Consider the following 19936-nt stretch of genomic DNA (forward strand, 5'->3'; position numbering starts at 1 on the left):
TTGAGAATAGACTAAAAAAAGAAACGTGATAAATCTCTGTAGATATACTGAATATCTGCGGGGATTTTTTCTGTTAATACATAGGGAAAAGGAGAATAGTATGACAAAAAAAGCAAAAAGAATTCTGGCTATCTTAATGATTAACATGTTCATTACGATGGTTGGTATTGGTCTTATCGTGCCAATTATGCCAGCATTAATGTTGGAGTTTGGTGCAACTGGTCAAACGGTTGGTCTGCTTATTGCAGCATTTGGTTTTACGCAATTTATATTCTCACCACTTGCAGGTGGTTTATCCGATAAATATGGACGTAAATGGTTAATTGTTATCGGTATTGGTAGTTTCGCTGTTTCACAGCTTATTTTCGCGGTTGGAACAGAGTTATGGATGCTGTATGTTTCACGCTTCATCGAAGGAGCGGCCGCAGCGCTTATTATGTCGCCACTTATGGCGGCGGTTGCCGACATTACAACGCTTGAGAAGCGAGCGAAGGGGACTGGATTATTGAGCGCAGCAATGTCACTTGGTTTCGTTGTTGGACCTGGTATTGGTGGTTTCTTAGCTGAATTTGGCTTACGTATGCCATTATATGTATCGACAGCAACTGCTGTTGTCGCAACACTTGTTTCGATTTTCTTCTTACCAGAAACGTTGTCAGAAGAAGCCAGAGCAGAGGCACAGTCGAAATCAGAGAAGAAGAAAGAATCAATCTTCAAGCAACTGGCTAATTCGTTAAAAGGACCGTATGCAATGTTATTTATTTTAGTGTTCGTTATGACATTTGGATTAGGTAACTTTGAAGCAGTATTCGGATTATTCGTTGATATTCAACACGGCTTTACACCGAAAGATATTGCAATTGTCATTACTTTTGCAGCTCTTATGGGGGTAGGCATTCAAGCTGTTGTTATTCATCAGTTAATTGGTAAATTTGGAGAGAAGAAGGTTGTGAGTGGGGCACTTCTATTCGCAGCAATTTCATTCATTTTAGTACTAATGGCAAAGTCTTATTGGGTTGTGTTCGGTACAACGCTATGTGTGTTCCTTGCTACGTCTATTTTACGACCGGCTATTAATACGATGTTATCCAAGATGGCAGGGAATGAACAAGGCATGGTGATGGGCATGAGTAATGCGTATATTAGTCTTGGGAATATTTTAGGGCCATCACTTGCAGGATTCTTATTTGATGTGAATATTTTCTACCCGTACATGGCAGCATCACTTATTATGTTCATTTTATTCGCTGTTATGGTTCGTACAAAAATTGAATATAAGCAAGCAGAGGAAACAAAAGAAGTTGCTAGTTAAGAAAACAGCCACATACTCGTATTAGAGTGTGTGGCTGTTTGTCATTAATTCATCGAATAATTGAGCGCATAGTACTCGGTCTTTCCATTCATCTATGTTGTCTTCAAGGAACCACCATGCAGAAATAATACTGTGGCATAATCCCCAACATAAAATTCGTTCTCGATTCAAGTGAAGTATGTCAACGAATTGGTTAATACGGCGATTTAACACATCGAGTGGCGAAGATTGATTTAGTAAATAGTTGTATAAGAATGGAACTGTTTCATACTCTACTTCGCCAATCAATCCTTTTGGGTCAATTGCTTTCCATGTGTCATCTGCGCATAAAATATTGTCATGATGAAGATCCCCGTGAAGAAGAACGGGTTGTTGAATTGTTTGTAACAATGCTGGGAAAAGTAGTTCTGCCTTTTCAACTAAATGTGCTGGAATTGGACCAGTCGAGCCATTAAAGTGTTTTCGTAGTTTCTTATATTCGTAAGCGAGTCCTTCTAAACAAGGGAGAGAGTGTTGTGTAGAGACAGCGTTGTTTAATTGTTTCATCACGCTCGCCGCGATTGCGGTTGCTTCTTCATCGCTCTCAATTGTCGATAAAGCATGACCAGGAGAGAGGTGCTCAAGTAGCAGTGCACCGGCTTCCATATTAGCATCGATTAGTCGAGCCATTCCGTTCCCATCAAATAATTGCAGCGCTTCCATTTCGCGACTCAGTTCTTCTTTGTTAATAAATAATTTCAGAACACATTGTTCACCTGTTTTAGTTGTGACGGACTGCACATAATTGTACGATAGGTTTGGAAAAGGTTCTTGTAAGGATAGCTTCCATTGTTCTTGGCATGTTTGTAAGAGGTGAGGGAAGGTTTTTAACCACTCTGTACCTTGTTCACCGTAGACGTCTTTCGTATGTGTAATGAAGCGTTCAGATAAGCTAATCATGATATACTCCTTTCGTGTAAGGGCTATGTCTCTAGCTTATCTCTTTTTGGGGGAAATAGGAAATGAAAAGAGATGTTTTTTTGAAAAAAGATGTGTTTTCTATTATGATATAATTATACTACATAAGGAAGGGCGTCGAGATGAGAAAAGATTCTATAGAGAAAATACGTATACGTAATGAAGTCATTGAAGAAGTGAAAGACGAAATTTGCCGTACGCATGTTAATGGTGGCGTTATTATTGAATGTTTTCAAATTCATAATGAAGAAGTATTACATACTCCCGACTTTATAGAAGAGAACGCAGCCTATTTTATGAGTATTTTAACTTCTGAGGATATAAAAGCAGCTATTCCACAATTATATAAAGGATGCCATTCTTACTTTCAACCTACATTCACTCCATGTTGCCAGTTTACAGTAGATGGAGGAATTGCACGATCTATTTATTGCGGCGGAGCGTATGAGCGTTTTTATGGTACCCCAAAAGAAGCGAAAAAGTTAGCTGAGAAATTGTGTGATGTTATGTTTGAAGATAGACTTTTTGATATAGAAGCATATAAAACGAATGAAGCATGGTGTTCGTGGTTTTATGATGTTGCGTGGGATGATACATGGTTCATCATAGATAAGAAGTTAAAGAGATTTTGGCTTATTTGTATAACGGATACAGATTAAGAAATGAAAGTCCAAACGGCTGATAAGTGCTGTTTGGACTTTTTTAACTACTTACAATAAGTAAATTTAAATGGAAATATTGTTTTTTCGTCAACATGTCGGAGTGACCATCCACTGCACTCCGGGAGGACGCTTTCCGCGGGCGGGAGCGAGCTTCTTCGGCAAGCCTTAAGTAACTATTAATCTATGCCTTATGATGTCGGCAATACTTCAAATGAGTACCCTTGTTCTTTGAGTGTAAGAACAATCTGTTTAATCGCATCTATCGTTTTATCTGTTTTGTCGTTCATTGGATGTAGCAAAATAATCGAACCGTTTTGTACATTGTCGATGACATGATTAGCAATGCTTTTAGCGTCTTTGTTCACTTCCTCATACGATTCAGGTTCGATATCCCACATTACAGTTGTTTGAGAAACTTCATCTAAATATAGTGGCAACATGACTAGTTTCTTGCCATAAGGAGGTCGGAAAAGAATCTCATCCGTATAGCCAATTTCTTTAATGATGTCATTTGTTTTATCAATCTCTTCTTGAATGAATGACGGTGATTTAAATACCATTCTGTTATGAGAATACGTATGATTTCCAATTGCGTGTCCTTGTGCGAGAATCGATTTTGCTTCTTCCGTGTGTTTTTCAATATTAGATCCAATTAGGAAGAAGGTTGCCTTTATATCTAATTCCTTAAGTGCTTGTAAAATTCGATCTGTTTCTTTTGTTGGGCCGTCATCGAATGTTAAATAGACAACTTTTTCATTTGTTTCCACTTTGTTTACTAATGTTCCGGCTACTTGATAGGTACGAGAATTCATCAGTTTATACAGTCCAAAGAATGATCCGATGAGTACGACAATGATAATGCCAATAATTTGTAGTTTCTTTTTCAATGTAAAACCACCTTTCTACATGTTTCATTATACTAAGGAACAAAAAGAACGTCCAAACAGCTTATGGAAGCTAGTCGGACGTTCTTTAGGATAGAGAAGTTATTCCGTTTTTTGTCGCATAAAGAAAAGCGTGAAGACGATAACGACAGCGCCGATGATTGTATATCCCCATGTGAAATTGAATTGTTGGACGAGGATACTTCCCGTAAGTGGGCCGACCATCATCCCGATTGAATAAGCAATGTTGTAGATGGCAAAGGTTACGCCGTATGCGTTTATTTGTAGTTTGTCAGTGATGAATGTTAAGTGTGAAAGGCATGGTGTAAGAACGGTTCCCATACTAGCGCCGAGTAAGGCTAATGCGAGTAGTTGTGTGACAAGGTTTGTTGATAGTGCTACGAGTGGAAATGTAATTGCAGTTGCGATGAGTCCAATTGCGATTGTTTTCGCGGCGCCGATTTTCGTTGACATGGATCCGATAATTGGAGCCATGACACCGTATGCAATCGTTGGTACGGCAAATAGTAAGCCAATCATGCCGGGGGATAGATGTAACGTTTCTTCTAGGAAAAGGGGTAATGTTGGTTCTAATATGCTTGGGACAGCAGCTCCAATAAGAACAACACATGCAATCATGAGTAGTTCGCGGTTTTTGAGTAGCGCGAACGGGGAAGTGGTGCTTTCTTTCACTGCTTCTGGTAAATCGCGTAATAAAATAAGGCGTAATAATCCGTCGAGTAATGCAATTGCAGCCGCAATGATAAAGGGTAAGTGATAGCCTCCTAATTCATAAAGCCAACCGCCCATTGTTGGTCCAAGTAACATCCCAGCCGCTTGACCTGATAAGGCAATTCCCATCGCTTTCCCACGCTCTTCTTTCGGATACACATCAGCAAGTAAAGCGAGACCGGCAGTCCATGTTGCAGCAGCAGCGATACCTTGCAAGGCGCGAGCAAGTACGAGTAACCAGAAACTTTCGGCAAAAGCGAAGAGTACTGTTGATGCGGCTAAACCAATTAATCCCCAAAACATCGGGTTTTTCCGACCGACTTTATCAGACAGTGCCCCTAAAATAGGGGTTGCCAGAAATAACGTAATCGCATAGCTAGCGAATAAAATACCAATCTCTGTTTGTGATGCACCAAGAGAAGTAGCGTACAGTGGTAAAATCGGTACAACAAGCCCATAAATAAGCATGTCGGTAAAAATTGCAATTGCCACAACTAACAACACAGCCTTTTTCATTTTGGGTGAAACAGTTGGTTTTTCCATCTGTTACTCATCCTTTCGATTTGAAATTTCTTCTCTAATTTGTTGAATAAACTTCAGTTGTAGTTCACATTGGTCGTACATGTTGTTAAAAATAAGCATGACATGTGGGGGAATAGAAATGTATTTCGCTTTTTCTTGTTCGCCTGCTTTCATGTCCGCGTATAATTCGTTAATTGCTTTTTCTTGAATGTCTAGTGCGTGTAATACTTCTTCCGTCTGGACGTTGTCGATGAATGTTAAAGCTGTGTACAGTCCAGTTGGGAAGACGACAGATGGTTGTTTGAATGACTCGACAAGTAATCTTTCAAACTCTTTTTTTCCTTGTTTCGTAATCGAGTAAATTGCTTTCGAGCGGTTACCAGTTTGTTCGATGGAATCTAATGAGACAAATTCTTCTGCTGTTAATTTCTTTAGGGCATGATAAATGGAGGCAGGTTGGACGTTTGCCCATTTGTCTGTTTGTGATAGGTTCATCATTTGTTGCATTTCATACCCAGACATGGCTCCTCCCATTGTTAATAGCCCTAATACCATTGTACGTGTCATGTGGATGCTCCTTTTGTTATAGTAAATGATAAATACTAAACGTTTAGTACTTAACTTTAAGTAAATGGTAAATGATGACAAGTTATCATGTCAACGGTATTTTTTGAAAATTTAATTTTGATTTGTATTCTAATGACAGAGCGGATATAGTGTAAAGTGGAGGGATAATGATGAACAACGTGAACATAACAGAAGAACTATCTTTTTCAAGAATTATTCAAGGATTTTGGCGTCTAGCCGACTGGAAGATGACGAATGCAGAGTTAGTAACCTTTATGGAACAATGCATCGAGGTAGGAGTAACAACATTTGATCATGCTGACATATACGGTGACTATACATGTGAACGTATATTTGGCGAGGCACTTTCGTTAAAACCTTCTTTACGAGACGAGATTCAGATTGTAACGAAATGTGGGATTAAACTACCCTCTGTAAATTATCCAGATAGAAAAGTAATTCATTACGATTCAAGTAAACCCCACATTATTGAAAGCGCTGAACAATCGCTGCGCAACTTACAAACAGATTATATCGATGTATTATTGTTGCATCGCCCAGATTATTTAATGGACCCAGAAGAAATTGCAGAGGCATTTTCTGTATTAAAGAAAGATGGAAAAGTACGTTCTTTCGGTGTATCGAACTTCACACCGTCTCAAGTGGCGATGTTACAGTCTTATGTAGATGCACCGCTCGTAACGAATCAAATTGAGTTGTCTGCAATGCGTACAGACAACATGGAGAATGGTACGCTCGATTTTATGATGCAACACCGAATGGCACCAATGATTTGGTCACCGCTTGCGGGAGGGCGTATTTTCCATGAACAGACAGAACAAGCTATTCGTTTGCGTACTACGCTAGAGCGAATTGGAGCGGAAATTGGGGCTCAGTCATTAGATCAACTGATGTACGCATGGTTATTGCGTCATCCAGCTAATCTAATGCCAATTTGCGGAACAGGAAAAATGGAGCGTGTAAAGAGTGCGGTTGATGCGCTAAAATTACATATGAGTCAGGAACAATGGTACGACGTATTGGAAAGCTCAAAAGGATATCATGTACCGTAAAGAAGAGGTCTCTTAGAGAGGCCTTTTTTATATGGTATTGATTCTTTTTATGTTTTATAAGTTTGTTTGTGAAAAACATTAATCGATTGATAATGATAGACTAATAATGGAAAAAACAGGTGTAATAGATTAAGATAAAGAGCAAGGATTTCTTTCAGCATAGAGAGGAAGAGGGGAAGATGTTTTTCATTTTAATGACTATAACATTCATTTTTTATGTTAGTTCAGCAATGTTGTTTGTAGAAGAACTCTACTTATACGGAGGAATTTGTTTGGCATTAGCGGTGACTTGTACGATTATTTTGCTTACGTATTATCGTAAACAAACAAAGAAGAATTGTCCGGATTTATGTATGCATGGTAGCATACCAGATTGTGATGCTTTGGATTGTGACGGACCGGATTGCTTCAACTGTAACTAGAAAGGACTATTCACTACGTGAAAGATTTATTATACATCGTCCCGTGTCATCGTAAGCCCGAGCGGTGCCTCCATATAAAAGGAAAACCGATTCCGCTTTGTACGAGATGTATGGGGATATTACTTGGTTTTATTGCAATTCCATTTCTGTTATTCTTTCAGTTTGCCTTGCCGCTTTGGGTGAGCATATGTCTGCAAGTTCCGATGGTTGTAGACGGTTATACGCAGCTTAAAAAATGGCGCATGAGTACGAACTTGTTACGGGTGGCAACTGGGCTGATAAGTGGATTTGGACTTGCGAATATTGTTGTATATGGATCGTTTTTGCTTGTACATATTGTAAAACAATTATGAGGAGTGATGTTTGTGGGATCATGGTTGATGCACGGAATAATCGCTAACAAGATTTTGCAGCAAATAGAAATAGAGGACAGAGAGGCCTTTTTACTGGGAGCACTTGCACCAGATGCCTCTTCTAATAAAGATGTTTCTCATTTCTTTGCTGGAGACCATAGCGATTATACGAGAACAATTGATTTTGAAGGTTTTCTACAAAAATATGATGCGTATAAGCACCATGCCTACGTTCTTGGTTACTACACACATCTAATTGCGGATGAAGTATGGCTGAGTGGGTTTTATTTACCTTGGTTGAAGCAACGAATGGAAGTAGACTCGGATATACATAAGCGATATCACCGTGACTTTTCGTTGTTAAATGGGAAATTGCTTGAGCATTATGGATGCAAAGAAGAGCTCTTGCAGTTAATGTATAAGGTGAGAGGCACTGTCGATTTAGAGGAAGTATCGAGAGAAGAGTTGGAGCGTCTTATCCCACATGTACGAAAAGGGATGGAATACGATGAAGGCATGGTAAACGAAGAACTGAACGTATTCACGCTTGCGCAAATAATTGGATATGTAGAAACATCTGTCCAAAAAGGATGCTTCTACATAGGAAAACATGCGCTTATTAGAATCTGAATATTTCGTTATTTACTAGGAGGGATACGATGATTGGAATTATCGGAGCGATGCAAATTGAAATAGAGAAAATTAAACAGCATATGACAATCACGTCTAAAGCTAGAATAGCAGGGTTTTCATTTTATCGTGGGTGTATTGGAGATACAGAAGTTGTTTTGACGAAATGTAGCGTTGGCAAGGTGAACGCTGCTGCGTGTACGCAACTATTAATCAACAAATATGATGTCACGTGCATTATCAATACAGGTATAGCTGGTGGGATGCATGAATCACTGAACCTCGGTGATGTTGTTATCTCGACGGATGTGACGTACCATGACGTGAGACAAATTCAGATGAAGAATTTTTCGCCGTTTCAGGAGTCTTTCTTTGCAAATGAGCGATTGATAGAAGTTGCAGAGGCGAGTTGTAAACAAGTAGGTGTCACGAGCCATACGGGTCGAATTGTAACTGGTGATAGCTTTGTTTCGGATGATGAGCAGAAGCGACAATTGGTGGAAACGTATGAGCCGTATGCGGTAGAGATGGAAGGTGCGGCGATTGGGCATATTGCGTATATGAATAAGTGTCCGTTTGTTGTTATTCGAAGCATTTCGGATCTTGCGAATGGACAGGCAACAGTTGACTACGAGCAATTTAAAGAAATAGCTGCGAATCATTCTGCGTCAATTGTCGTAAAGATGACGGAACAACTCATGATGACAAGAGAACTCAAATATGAATATTGAATTATTACCTATTACATACGAAGATAAGAGTGTTTTAAGTAACCTGCTACAAGTTATACCACTATGATAGTAGTGAATTTGATGGTCATGCGTTGAATTATCATGGCCTCTATTCGTATAAATTGTTAGATCATCAATGGACAGAAGAGTATCGTCATCCTTTACTTGTGAAAGTGGACGGTGAGATTGCTGGCTTTGTGTTAGTAATCCTTGACGTGCCGAAAGAGTATACAAAGTTTAGTGCAGCCGAGAAAACGAATGTAATAAGTGATTTCTTTATTATGAGGAAATTTAGACGTAAAGGTGTCGGCAAGAAGGTTGCGCATCGTGTGTTTCAACAATTTCAAGGTGTATGGGAGATTAAACAAACAGATGCTAACATAGCCGCAACGGCATTTTGGAAGCATGTTATAACAGCTTATACGAGCGATTCAATCTATGAAGAAGGGCTCCTACGTAATGAACTGTGGAACGGACCTGTATTTGTGTTTCAATCGTAATGTTGGCAAAAGGGGAGAAAATGATGGTGAGATTGGCCTTTTTTGAAGAAAAGTACCGGGAAGAATTATGCCGTTTCGAGTTACCGGAAGAACAAGCGCAGTTTACAGGATTGCCATCTGATGTGTTAGATGAAGCAATTACGAGTGGACAACATCCAATTGTGATGGTACATGAAGATACACCAGTTGGATTTTTTGTCTTGAAGATGGGGGACAACCTTCAACAGCTCGTTAATAATGAGCGTGCCATGTTAATTCGAGCGTTATCGGTGAATACGGCACATCAAGGGAAAGGATATGCGAAAGTAGGGATGCTTGCGTTACCAGCATTTGTTCGTGAACATTTTCCGGAAGTAGACGAGCTTGTGTTGGCAGTCAATATGCGTAATATTGCCGCACAGAAGTTATACGAGCATGTGAATTTCGTTGATAAAGGTATTCGTCGTGAAGGACCAGTTGGGATGCAGAAGATCTTGCAGTATTCATTAAGAAAAGAGTATAAACTCGTGTTATTTGACTTAGATGGAACGTTAACGGATCCGAAGGAAGGTATTATTAATTCGGTACAATATGCACTACGTCAATTTGGTGTAGAAGAGAAAGAAGAGAACTTGCTGTCATTCATTGGGCCACCGCTACAGGAATCATTTGCAGAGCATTTCGGTTGGGGTGAAGAACAAGTAACACAAGCAATTACGTATTACCGTGAGTACTTCAGCGAACGTGGTATGATTGAGAACGAAGTATACGAAGGAATCTCTCAATTATTAGAAATGTTACGTGAGGAAGAAAAAACACTTGTTGTTGCGACGTCAAAACCAACTGTATTTGCTGAAAAGATTGCGGAGCATTTTCAGTTATCTCCGTATTTTTCAAGCATTGTTGGTAGTAACTTAGACGGAACACGTCGTGATAAAGCAGAAATTATTGCGTACATATTGGAACAATATCCAACGTTCAAGAAAGATGAAATTGTGATGATTGGTGATAGAAAGCATGATTTAATTGGTGCGATGAAAAATGGAGTAGATTCAGTTGGCGTAGAGTGGGGATATGGTGATCGTGCGGAATTAGAAAGTGCCAAGGCGACGCATGTTGTGGCGTCAGTAGAGGAATTACAATTACTATTGAAGAAAACTTTACAATTGGAACAGCAGAAATAGTTTATAATAAAAGCAAAGATTGTAAAGGAGTATGAGCTAATGACGAAATGTATTATCTTTGATTTCGACGGGACGATTGTCGATTCGATGGATATGGCGATAAGTGTATATAATGAATTAGCTGATAAGCATGAATATAAGAAAATTCGTGCGGAGGATAAGGAATATTTACGCACGTTAACAGTAAAAGAAAAGTGTAATTACCTTGAGTTTCCGATGTACAAAATTCCGTTTTTAGCCCCTTCTTTTTATCGTGCATACAAAGAATCGATGAAAGATTTAAAAATGTTCGGTGGTATTAAAGAAGTGTTTGAGCAGTTGCTACATAAAGGGTACCAACTAGCGATTATTTCGTCGAACTCAGAAGACGTGATTCGTGACTTCTTACATGAACAAGGAGTCGACTACATTGATAATATCGTCTGTTCAAGTAACTTGTTAGGAAAAGACAAGGTGATGAAGAAGTTCTTGAAAAAGCATAAGTTACAAAGTTCTGAGGCTCTGTATATAGGGGATGAAGTGCGTGACATTGTTGCAGCAAAAAAATGTGGTATTCCAGTTGTCTGGGTAGAGTGGGGTTTCGATATTCGTGAGAAAGTGGAGAAAGAAGAGCCGACTCATATTGTAGCGACACCAGAGGAGATTTTAAGTCTTGTATAGAAAAAAGGCATTGCGATAGCGATGCCTTTTTTCACGTTATTTCGAAACAGATATCGTTCCATGTTGTACTTCGAAGCGGACGTTGTGTTCACCGCTTCCGATAGTTGTTGTTCCTTTTGTATGTGAGTCTGCTCTGCCGTCTTTTGTTGTTTGCCAGTTTACATTTCCTGCTAATTCACCGTCGGATTGTATAGACGCGTCTATCTTTCCGTTTTGTTTGTCATTGAAGATGGCAGTGATATTCGTTGCGCTCACGTAAGAATCGCCAGTTAAGGATACATTTGTTAAGATGGCATTGCCATGTGAATTCTGGGATAGAAGTGTACCGTTGATATTTTCGGCTTGGAATGTACCCATGTGTGTATTCACTTTGATGGTTCCATCGTGGTTCTTTACGGATACATCACTATGAGATGTATCGATGTGCATCGCAATATTCTTCGGTACAAATACTGTAATAAGTTGTTTCGTGTCACGGTCGAAGTCGAAGTTATCTAATTGTTTCTTTAACGAAAGATAGAATTTATTTCCGATTTGTTTGAATGTATAGTTTTCAGCAAAGTTTTCTGCTGATTCTTCTTTCGTGTTTCCGTTGATATATGCCATACCTTGTACGGTTACTTTATTTGTATCTGTTCCTTCAATTTGAATAGAAGCGCTCGGAATATTAATAAATATTTCATCTACTTTTTCTGCTAATGTAATCGAATCATTTATTTCTTGTTTATGTGTTTTGAAACTTATGCCGAATTCATTCATGACACTTGAAGCGAAGAAATACCCTAGTGATGTGAACGTAACGATAATAAGTAAGAAAATACTCACGAAGCTAAAACGAAGGTTCGCTTCTTTTTTCATAAAATGCAAGAGTAGTATTTCTGCACCGAGTGCGATACAGATGACGGGCCAAATGTAGGTAAAGACTTTGTAAATTGGGAGCGGGATGAACAAATGTATAAGTAATAGTATCCCAGTTAAAATTAATAAACATCCAGCAGTTAATGTACCTATTTTCCAGTTTTTCATTCGTTCGTCACCTCTTCTTTCTTGCTACGTAATAGACGATAACCAATGAAAATAAATAAGAAGCTCATTAATAGTTTCTCTAAGAAGTTATGTGGTAAGTAAAAGTACTGTGCAAGTGCTCGCATGACAAAGTTATCTAGGAAAAAGTATCCACCTAATATAATAAGGCCCCAGCCAATGAAGACTTTTTTCTCTTTGAAAAGTGCTGTCTCAAATACGTCATGATCTTTCAATTCATCGTATTGTAACCAGTAACGATAGTTTTCTAGTGCGTCGAAATACGCATAAAAGACGATGATTGGCATGAATACGAATAGATTATTAAATCCAATTGTTGTGAAGTAGAAGAGGGCGAAGAAAATCCCCATTAGTTGTAATCCTCGGTTCATTAGCCCTAAATAAAAGTGCCCTAGTCCTGGGAAGAACGACAGTAAGTAGATTAGTCGTTTTGGTTTTTGCATGTTTTATTCCTCCTTATGTGTAAAAGGTGTCATCCATTTTGGTAGTTCAATGGAAAACTTATTTGTCTGTTCTACTGTATAACCATATGTGTCGGTCATTTGTTTCGATGTATTTAATAGTCTGCCAGTAACGTCAGCTTTGAAAAATAGCAGTGTGACGGCAGCAGCTAGTCCGAAATGAATATATTTCATATAGGCGTTAGGCTTATACGTTGGTTTCTTCACTTGTTTCGATGTTTCAATCATGCTCATAATAGAGTCTTCTAAGGACGTAGAAATATGTGTGATAGACGGTTCATCCCATTCATCCGTTAACATATTTAGTAGTTCAAATTTCTCTTGGCACTTCATACATGTACTTATATGCTTCATCACGAACGTTGTATCTTCTAAAGAGAGTTCATTGAGTTGATATGAGATTAGTTGTTCATCCGTAACATGCTTCATTTTCTCCCTCCTAGTTCGTTTGCTTTTAGTATGTTTTTCGCTCGGTATAAGCGAGATTCTACTGTTTTCACTGCGATGTTGAGTGTAGTAGCAATTTCTTGATATGACTTATTCTCAAAATAATATAAGTTCAATACTTCTTGATACGGCGGTGGTAACTTATTGAGTGCCTCATACAACAATTCTTGTTCGGTCTTCTTCACGAGTTCTTGTTCAGGGGTTAAGACAGGAGAGATAGGCTTTATATCGTGTAGTGTGTTTGTTTCGTTGATTGTTTGCCTATCTTTCTTTCGCTTGAAATCGAGTGCCTTGTTCATCGTGATACGATAGATCCACGTTGAGAGGTTAGCATCTTGGCGAAAACTATGTAACGAGCGATATAATTGTAGGAACACTTCTTGTGTCACATCTTCAGCGTCTTTTTGGTTATTTGTTACTTTGAACGCGACGCTGTACACACGTGTTTCGTACTTTTTAATAAGTTGCCGAAACACAGATGTATCGCCACCGATGATTTGCTGGATGAGTTGAACATCGGAATCCATTGCATCACTTCTCCTTTCTACACTATTAGACGAACTGTTTTTGAGAAACCCTGCAAAAAAATAAAACTTTTTTAGAAAAATATAAGGAGAACGGTACTATGTGTGCACTGAACTACAAGTGGACGCTTTCCTTGGGCGAAAGTGAAAGTATGTGGGGTCTCGCTTTTCCCGCAGGAGTCACCATTTTCTGTTCCATATATGAGAAGTACTTTATTTTCCGAAGAATAAATACTATCTTTCTGTGAAGAAACTTTTATTGTTATTTTATCCTAAAAAGAGTAGACTGATAGTAGAATCATATATCATTTTGGGAGCTTGCGGAAGCGGGCTGAGAGGGTGGCTATTCCGTCATCGACCGTTGGAACCTGTTGGATAATGCCAGCGTAGGGAAAGTGCGAATGCAATGATAAGGACACTTTACGTACGCGTATTGTGTCCTTTTTTCTTTCCCTACTTCAAAAAGAGGAGGAATAAGAGATGGTTGGATATGCAGTAGAAAAAGTAAGAGAGCAAAATCCGCTCGTACATAATATAACGAATGTTGTTGTGACGAATTTCACAGCGAATGGGCTGTTAGCACTAGGAGCGTCGCCTGTGATGGCGTATGCGAAAGAAGAAGTAGCTGATATGGCGAAAATTGCGTCAGCCCTTGTTTTAAATATCGGAACGCTAACAGAAGAAGTAGTCGAAGCAATGATGATTGCGGGGAAATCGGCGAATGAGAATGGTGTTCCGGTTATTTTTGATCCAGTTGGTGTCGGTGCAACGGCGTATCGTACAGAAACAGCAAAACAAATTGTGCGTGAAGTAAAGATATCGGTCATTCGTGGGAATGTCGCAGAAATTGCGAATACAATTGGTGAAGCGTGGACAATTAAAGGGGTAGATGCTGGTAGTGGTACTGGAGATGTTGTGGCACTTGCGAAAAAGGCGGCAAATCTTTTACAAACAGTAGTTGTTATTACGGGAAAAGAAGACGTTATTACAGACGGAAAACGTGTTCATATTGTGAAGAACGGTCATCCGATGTTAACAAACGTGACAGGGACAGGTTGCTTGTTAACGTCTGTAGTTGGTGCGTTTGTCGCGGTAGAGGAAGATACAGTTGTTGGCGCGACAGAAGCGTTAGCATATTACGGCGTGGCAGCAGAACGTGCGGTGGCGCGTACGGATAATCGAGGGGTAGGAACATTCCAAATCGAGTTCTTGAATCAGTTGCATCATGTAACGAGTGAAATTGTACGTGAACATGCGATTGTTGAGAAGGGGGAGTAAACAATGAACGTGAGAGAATTACTACAAGTCTACTTTATTATGGGAAGTAACAACTGTACGCGAAATCCACTGCACGTTGTGGAAGAGGCATTGCAAGGTGGTATTACTCTTTTCCAGTTCCGTGAAAAAGGCGACGATGCGCTAAGTGGGGAAGAATATGTGACATTCGCGAAAGAGGTGCAAATACTTTGTAAACAATATGGTGTGCCATTTATCGTTAATGATGATGTGGAATTAGCGTTATTGTTGGAGGCAGATGGTGTTCATATTGGGCAAGAAGATGACAAGGTGGAGGAAGTACGTGCAAAAATTGGTGACAAACTATTGGGTGTATCCACGCATAATATCGAAGAAGCACGTTATGCAATTAAGTGTGGGGCTGATTATTTAGGGGTTGGGCCTATTTTTCCGACGGGGACGAAAAAGGATACACGAGCAGTACAAGGGACAACGGTTATTGAATCATTTCGCCGTGAGGGGCTTACTATTCCGATTGTTGGAATTGGTGGCATTACAGCGGAGAATGCAGAGGTGGTTGTGCGAGCAGGAGCAGACGGTGTTTCCGTCATATCGGCTATCAGTCTTTCGGACGATGCGAAAGCGCGTGCAGAGGCATTTTGTCACGTTGTAAAAAAAGGACAAAAATTCGGGTGAAAAAGGTTGCATCAAGACATGGAAAATGTTATATTTTGTGTCAAAGTTCCGTGTCTGGGCACATACATAAAATTAGGCGGAACTAGGGCAAAAAAGCATTGACTTTTCTATTTTTTAGTAATTATAATACAGTAAATATATAATGAGCGAAGAAAGAATCAAAGTAGCGCTTGCATTCCTGTCTCAGAGAGCTGATGGTTGGTGTGAATCAGTACAGTGGCATGTGTGAATTACAATTCTGGAGCATCTTTCTCGTAGTGAAGGTTTACTTCATGAAGGGGAAGACGGGTAATCCGTTATCTGATGAAAGAGGCAAACGATGTTGTTTGCAACTAGGGTGGTACCGCGATGTGAAATCGTCCCTACTAGAGAATCTAGTAGGGACTTTTTTGTTTATCGAAGAAGTAATGCATCACCAAATAGAAAAGAGTACATAAAAACAAGGAGGAAGAAAAAATGTCAAATAAAGACTTACAAGTGTTAAGGAATGAGATTGATGCAATTGATGTGAAGCTGTTGGAACTTTTAAGTGAGCGTGGCAAGCTTGCTCAAGAAATTGGAAAGGTGAAGCAAGTATCAGGTGTGAAGCGTTTCGATCCTGTTCGTGAGCGCGAAGTGTTAGACAAAATCGCAGAAAATAACGAAGGTCCATTTGATACACCGACGATGAAGCATGTATTCAAAACAATCTTCAAAGCATGTCTAGATTTACAAGAAGCAGATGAGCGTAAGACGTTACTTGTATCACGTAAAGCGAAATCACAAAATACAGTAGTTGATGTAAAAGGTGTGAAATTCGGTAACGGTGAGCAAAACTTCATCATGGGACCATGTGCAGTTGAAAGCATTGAGCAAGTACGCGCAGTTGCTTCAGCGATGAAAGAACAAGGCATTAAATTGATGCGTGGTGGTGCGTTCAAACCTCGTACATCGCCTTATGATTTCCAAGGTCTTGGTGTAGAAGGTTTAGAAATTTTACGAACAGTAGCGGATGAGTATGACTTAGCTGTTATTAGTGAAATTGTAAATCCAGCGGACGTAGAAGTAGCACTTGAGTATGTAGATGTCATCCAAGTTGGTGCACGTAATATGCAAAACTTCGAACTATTAAAAGCGGTTGGAAAAGTAAACAAACCAGTACTATTAAAGCGTGGTTTATCTGCGACAATCGATGAGTTCGTTCACGCAGCAGAGTACATCATCGCACAAGGTAACGACCAAATTATCTTATGTGAACGCGGAATTCGTACGTATGAGAAAGCAACACGTAATACGTTAGACATTTCAGCAGTACCGATTTTAAAGAAAGAAACACATTTACCAGTTGTTGTAGACGTAACGCACTCAACAGGACGTAAAGACTTATTATTACCAACTGCAAAAGCAGCATTAGCAATTGGTGCAGATGCGGTAATGGCAGAAGTGCATCCAGATCCAGCTGTGGCGTTATCTGATTCAGCACAACAAATGGATATCCCGCAATTCAATGAATTCATCAATGAATTAAAGGAATTCAAAAATAAACTAGCATAAATATATATGACTATACACCTATAAGGGGTAGTTATCTAGAATTGTATAAAAGTGGGATTCTTTTAACAGGGAGAATTCCACTTTCTTTACATAATTTCACGTCTGAATATTCGAAAAGGTGGTGGGAGAGGTGAAAAAACGTATTTTACTTATTGGTGTCGGGTTAATTGGTGGCTCTATTGCACTGGCAATACGAAGAAAGCATGACGTCCATCTTGTCGGTTTCGATACGAATAAGGAACAAGAGAAGATTGCCAATACAATGAATGTAATTGATGAAGTAGCTATGAATCTACGAGAAGAGGTTGCGAAAGCAGATGTTATTATATTTGCCTCACCAGTTGAACATGTATGTACATGGATAGAGGAAATTGCTTCTTATACGTTCAAGGAAGGTGTCATTGTAACGGATGTCGGTAGTACAAAAGGGAAGATTATGACATGCGCAAGCAAATTAACCGAGCGTGGTATTGCCTTTATCGGTGGACATCCAATGGCAGGATCACACAAAAGTGGTGTCGCAAGTGCGAAGGCACATTTATTTGAGAATGCTTTTTATTTATTAACTCCATCATCATCTACGACTGCGGAAAACGTAGAAACGATGAAGCAGTTACTGGATGGAACGGGAGCGCATTTCATCGTCATGAGTGCCGAGCAACATGATGAACTAACAGGACTTGTTAGCCACTTTCCGCATTTAATTGCAGCGAGTTTAGTGCAACAAATTCGCTCATATGCACAAGAGGATGAATTAATTACACGCTTAGCTGCCGGAGGATTCCGAGATATTACGAGAATTGCTTCTAGTAATCCTGAGATGTGGCGCGATATTATGAAACAAAATACGGATAACATGGTGCTCTTCTTGAAACAATGGATTGGAGAAATGCAAGAGGTGTGTGCAATGTTAGAAGAAGGGGACGGCGAGAAAGTGTTAACGTACTTCGAAGAAGCGAAGGTATACCGAGACTCTTTGCCAGTCCGTAAGAAAGGAGCAATCCCTTCTTTCTATGATATATATGTAGATGTTGTTGATCGACCAGGGGAGATTGCGACAATTACCGCATTATTGGCAAAGCATGAAGTGAACTTAATTAACATTCGCATTTTAGAAATGAGAGAAGGTGTGATGGGGGTATTGCGCCTTAGTTTCCAAGAAGAGAATGATTGTGAGAGAGCGAAACAATTATTACAAGAGCATACATACGATGTTACAACGGTATCGTAATATAGACGAAATCTATTTTTCTATTCGTAGAGAAATAGATTTTTTATTTGTCCGAAAAAAGAAAACAAATAAAAAAATAAATGTTAGAAAACCTCACATTATATTGACATAACTTCTGACATATAATATTATGTTTCTATCATAAAGTTGTGAGAAGGAGAAATAGTATGAATATTTTTCATGAAATGATGTTGGATATAAGCGACGTTATCTGGTCTTATGTATTAATTGCTCTCCTAATTGGATTAGGATTATATTTCACGGTTCGTACGAAGTTTGTACAATTCCGCTATTTCACGGAGATGTTCCGTTTAATGGGGGAAAAAGCAGAGGAAAAGGATGGGAAGAAAGGTGTTTCTGCTTTCCAAGCATTCTCGATTAGTGTTGCCTCTCGTGTAGGAACAGGGAACTTAGCTGGGGTAGCTATCGCAATTGCTGCTGGTGGTCCAGGGTCAGTATTCTGGATGTGGATAATTGCGTTAATCGGAGCTGGTTCAGCATTTGTAGAGAGTACGTTAGGACAAATTTATAAAGTAAAAGATAAAGAAGGCTTCCGTGGAGGTCCTGCTTATTACATGGAAAAAGGTCTAGGAAAACGTTGGATGGGTGTTATCTTCGCCATCTTAATCTCGATTTCTTACGGACTAGTATTTAATGCAGTTCAAGCAAATACAGTTGGTCTTGCATTAGACAATGCATACGGTGTAAATCGTACAGTTGTAGGGGTTGTGTTAGCAATTTTAACGGCAGTCGTTATTATTGGTGGGGTACAACGTATTGCGAAGATGAGTAGTATTATCGTGCCTGTTATGGCGTTGATTTATATTGTAGTAGCAATGTTTGTTGTGTTAACAAACATTACATTAGTTCCAGAAGTATTAGAGTCTATTTTCATGAATGCATTTGGATTTAGAGAAGCAGTAGCTGGTGGTATCGGTGCGGCTGTGATGCAAGGGATTAAGCGTGGATTATTCTCGAATGAAGCTGGTATGGGTAGTGCGCCAAATGCAGCGGCAACTGCTCACGTATCGCATCCAGTTAAACAAGGTTTAATTCAAACGTTAGGTGTATTCGTTGATACACTTATCATTTGTAGCGCAACGGCGTTCATGATTTTATTCTCAGATGTGCAAAATCAAGGGGATTTAACAGGTATTGAGTTAACGCAAGTAGCATTAAGTCAACATATCGGTTCGTGGGCAACTGGATTCGTTGCAATTGCGATCTTCTTATTCGCATTCACATCATTAATCGGAAACTATTACTATGGCCAAACGAATTTAGAATTCTTAAAGGTAAGTAAAACATGGATGTGGGTATACCGTGCAGCGGTTATCGGAATGATTATGTTAGGTTCTGTGGCGACAATCCAAATCGTTTGGGACATGGCTGATTTATTCATGGGCTTCATGGCAATTCTTAACTTACTAGCAATCGCATTACTAGGTAAAATTGCGTTTGCAGCGTTAAAAGATTACACACGCCAGAAAAAACAAGGTCTTGACCCTGTATTCTACGCAGAGAGTATCGGTGTAGAGAATACAGAGTGTTGGGATAAGGAAACGAAAAATGTAAAACGAGGGTAACTAGTGGAAA

Annotated in this window: 23 protein-coding genes, 1 pseudogene and 1 other annotated feature; of the genes and pseudogenes, 16 read left to right on the forward strand and 8 right to left on the reverse strand. The window is 39.4% G+C overall.

All coding sequences use genetic code 11. The features are described from left to right. Nucleotides 1-100 precede the first annotated feature (100 nt). Nucleotides 101-1312, forward strand: coding sequence for an MFS transporter (locus tag IEV41_RS02320; RefSeq protein WP_188386836.1), 1212 nt, complete (start codon nucleotides 101-103; stop codon nucleotides 1310-1312). A 21-nt stretch (nucleotides 1313-1333) separates the two neighbouring features. On the opposite strand, the gene IEV41_RS02325 is transcribed toward IEV41_RS02320, so the two are convergent. Then, nucleotides 1334-2251 (reverse strand): aminoglycoside phosphotransferase family protein, encoded by a 918-nt coding sequence (locus IEV41_RS02325; protein WP_188386837.1) that lies wholly within the window; start codon nucleotides 2249-2251, stop codon nucleotides 1334-1336. A gap of 140 nt (nucleotides 2252-2391) precedes the next feature. On the opposite strand from IEV41_RS02325, the gene IEV41_RS02330 reads away from it, so the two are divergent. After that, entirely contained in the window at nucleotides 2392-2928 is a 537-nt protein-coding gene (locus IEV41_RS02330) for a hypothetical protein (protein WP_188386838.1), read from the forward strand. 191 nt (nucleotides 2929-3119) lie between these two features. Here IEV41_RS02330 and IEV41_RS02335 read toward each other — a convergent pair whose 3' ends face one another. The 3 genes from IEV41_RS02335 to IEV41_RS02345 all read right to left on the reverse strand — a co-directional run bounded on the left by IEV41_RS02335 (nucleotide 3120) and on the right by IEV41_RS02345 (nucleotide 5636). Beyond that, the gene (locus IEV41_RS02335) at nucleotides 3120-3818 is read right to left on the reverse strand and encodes a polysaccharide deacetylase family protein (RefSeq protein ID WP_188386839.1); all 699 of its coding nucleotides are present in this window, start codon (nucleotides 3816-3818) and stop codon (nucleotides 3120-3122) included. 99 nt (nucleotides 3819-3917) lie between these two features. Continuing rightward, on the reverse strand, nucleotides 3918-5090 hold the full coding sequence (locus IEV41_RS02340; RefSeq protein WP_188386840.1) for an MFS transporter: 1173 nt from the start codon (nucleotides 5088-5090) through the stop codon (nucleotides 3918-3920). A gap of 3 nt (nucleotides 5091-5093) precedes the next feature. After that, nucleotides 5094-5636, reverse strand: coding sequence for a PadR family transcriptional regulator (locus tag IEV41_RS02345; protein ID WP_188386841.1), 543 nt, complete (start codon nucleotides 5634-5636; stop codon nucleotides 5094-5096). Between the two features lie 170 nt (nucleotides 5637-5806). On the opposite strand from IEV41_RS02345, the gene IEV41_RS02350 reads away from it, so the two are divergent. The 9 genes and pseudogenes from IEV41_RS02350 (at nucleotide 5807) to IEV41_RS02385 (ending at nucleotide 11168) form a co-directional block, all read left to right on the forward strand. Then, complete coding sequence (locus tag IEV41_RS02350) at nucleotides 5807-6709, forward strand: aldo/keto reductase (protein WP_188386842.1); 903 nt, start codon at nucleotides 5807-5809, stop codon at nucleotides 6707-6709. 179 nt (nucleotides 6710-6888) lie between these two features. Further along, nucleotides 6889-7131 carry a hypothetical protein gene (locus IEV41_RS02355; protein WP_188386843.1) on the forward strand — a complete coding sequence of 81 codons (243 nt, stop codon included), beginning with the start codon at nucleotides 6889-6891 and terminating at the stop codon, nucleotides 7129-7131. Nucleotides 7132-7148: 17 nt separating this feature from the next. Next, a complete protein-coding gene (locus IEV41_RS02360) occupies nucleotides 7149-7484 on the forward strand; it encodes a DUF2085 domain-containing protein (RefSeq protein WP_188386844.1) in 336 nt (111 codons plus the stop codon). Nucleotides 7485-7496: 12 nt separating this feature from the next. Continuing rightward, nucleotides 7497-8114, forward strand: coding sequence for a zinc dependent phospholipase C family protein (locus IEV41_RS02365; protein WP_188386845.1), 618 nt, complete (start codon nucleotides 7497-7499; stop codon nucleotides 8112-8114). Nucleotides 8115-8143: 29 nt separating this feature from the next. Further along, a complete protein-coding gene (locus tag IEV41_RS02370) occupies nucleotides 8144-8845 on the forward strand; it encodes a 5'-methylthioadenosine/adenosylhomocysteine nucleosidase (protein ID WP_188386846.1) in 702 nt (233 codons plus the stop codon). A gap of 92 nt (nucleotides 8846-8937) precedes the next feature. Then, nucleotides 8938-9345 (forward strand): GNAT family N-acetyltransferase, encoded by a 408-nt coding sequence (locus IEV41_RS02375; RefSeq protein WP_229722116.1) that lies wholly within the window; start codon nucleotides 8938-8940, stop codon nucleotides 9343-9345. 23 nt (nucleotides 9346-9368) lie between these two features. Beyond that, nucleotides 9369-9758, forward strand: a pseudogene (locus IEV41_RS20125) (GNAT family N-acetyltransferase); the annotation flags it as partial. A gap of 48 nt (nucleotides 9759-9806) precedes the next feature. After that, a complete protein-coding gene (locus tag IEV41_RS19920; protein WP_229722208.1) occupies nucleotides 9807-10508 on the forward strand; it encodes an HAD family hydrolase in 702 nt (233 codons plus the stop codon). Between the two features lie 39 nt (nucleotides 10509-10547). Then, nucleotides 10548-11168: an HAD-IA family hydrolase gene (locus IEV41_RS02385; RefSeq protein ID WP_188386848.1), complete on the forward strand. Its 621-nt coding sequence runs from the start codon at nucleotides 10548-10550 to the stop codon at nucleotides 11166-11168. A 36-nt stretch (nucleotides 11169-11204) separates the two neighbouring features. Here the strand turns inward: IEV41_RS02385 and IEV41_RS02390 are convergent, their stop codons facing one another. Genes IEV41_RS02390 through IEV41_RS02405 form a run of 4 tightly spaced genes read right to left on the reverse strand, consistent with a single transcriptional unit; the run spans nucleotide 11205 to nucleotide 13647 of the window. Next, nucleotides 11205-12194, reverse strand: coding sequence for a DUF4097 family beta strand repeat-containing protein (locus IEV41_RS02390; protein ID WP_188386849.1), 990 nt, complete (start codon nucleotides 12192-12194; stop codon nucleotides 11205-11207). Next, nucleotides 12191-12655: a hypothetical protein gene (locus IEV41_RS02395; RefSeq protein WP_188386850.1), complete on the reverse strand. Its 465-nt coding sequence runs from the start codon at nucleotides 12653-12655 to the stop codon at nucleotides 12191-12193. Before IEV41_RS02395 ends, IEV41_RS02390 begins: the two co-directional genes overlap by 4 nt. Nucleotides 12656-12658: 3 nt before the next feature. Then, nucleotides 12659-13102 carry a hypothetical protein gene (locus IEV41_RS02400; protein ID WP_188386851.1) on the reverse strand — a complete coding sequence of 148 codons (444 nt, stop codon included), beginning with the start codon at nucleotides 13100-13102 and terminating at the stop codon, nucleotides 12659-12661. After that, on the reverse strand, nucleotides 13099-13647 hold the full coding sequence (locus IEV41_RS02405) for an RNA polymerase sigma factor (RefSeq protein WP_188386852.1): 549 nt from the start codon (nucleotides 13645-13647) through the stop codon (nucleotides 13099-13101). The genes IEV41_RS02400 and IEV41_RS02405 overlap by 4 nt, the downstream gene beginning before the upstream one ends. Nucleotides 13648-14124: 477 nt before the next feature. On the opposite strand from IEV41_RS02405, the gene thiM reads away from it, so the two are divergent. The 5 genes from thiM (at nucleotide 14125) to IEV41_RS02430 (ending at nucleotide 19926) form a co-directional block, all read left to right on the forward strand. Continuing rightward, entirely contained in the window at nucleotides 14125-14922 is a 798-nt protein-coding gene (thiM, locus tag IEV41_RS02410; RefSeq protein WP_188386853.1) for a hydroxyethylthiazole kinase, read from the forward strand. A gap of 3 nt (nucleotides 14923-14925) precedes the next feature. Then, the gene (gene thiE, locus IEV41_RS02415) at nucleotides 14926-15576 is read left to right on the forward strand and encodes a thiamine phosphate synthase (RefSeq protein ID WP_188386854.1); all 651 of its coding nucleotides are present in this window, start codon (nucleotides 14926-14928) and stop codon (nucleotides 15574-15576) included. A gap of 140 nt (nucleotides 15577-15716) precedes the next feature. Beyond that, nucleotides 15717-15943 (forward strand) — a binding site (T-box leader). Between the two features lie 89 nt (nucleotides 15944-16032). After that, nucleotides 16033-17109 (forward strand): bifunctional 3-deoxy-7-phosphoheptulonate synthase/chorismate mutase, encoded by a 1077-nt coding sequence (locus IEV41_RS02420; RefSeq protein ID WP_188386855.1) that lies wholly within the window; start codon nucleotides 16033-16035, stop codon nucleotides 17107-17109. A 130-nt stretch (nucleotides 17110-17239) separates the two neighbouring features. Continuing rightward, complete coding sequence (locus IEV41_RS02425) at nucleotides 17240-18340, forward strand: prephenate dehydrogenase (RefSeq protein WP_188386856.1); 1101 nt, start codon at nucleotides 17240-17242, stop codon at nucleotides 18338-18340. Between the two features lie 167 nt (nucleotides 18341-18507). After that, on the forward strand, nucleotides 18508-19926 hold the full coding sequence (locus IEV41_RS02430) for an alanine/glycine:cation symporter family protein (protein WP_188386857.1): 1419 nt from the start codon (nucleotides 18508-18510) through the stop codon (nucleotides 19924-19926). Nucleotides 19927-19936 lie beyond the last annotated feature (10 nt).

It is taken from the genome of Priestia taiwanensis (assembly GCF_014638355.1).
Classification (GTDB): domain Bacteria; phylum Bacillota; class Bacilli; order Bacillales; family Bacillaceae_G; genus Priestia_D; species Priestia_D taiwanensis.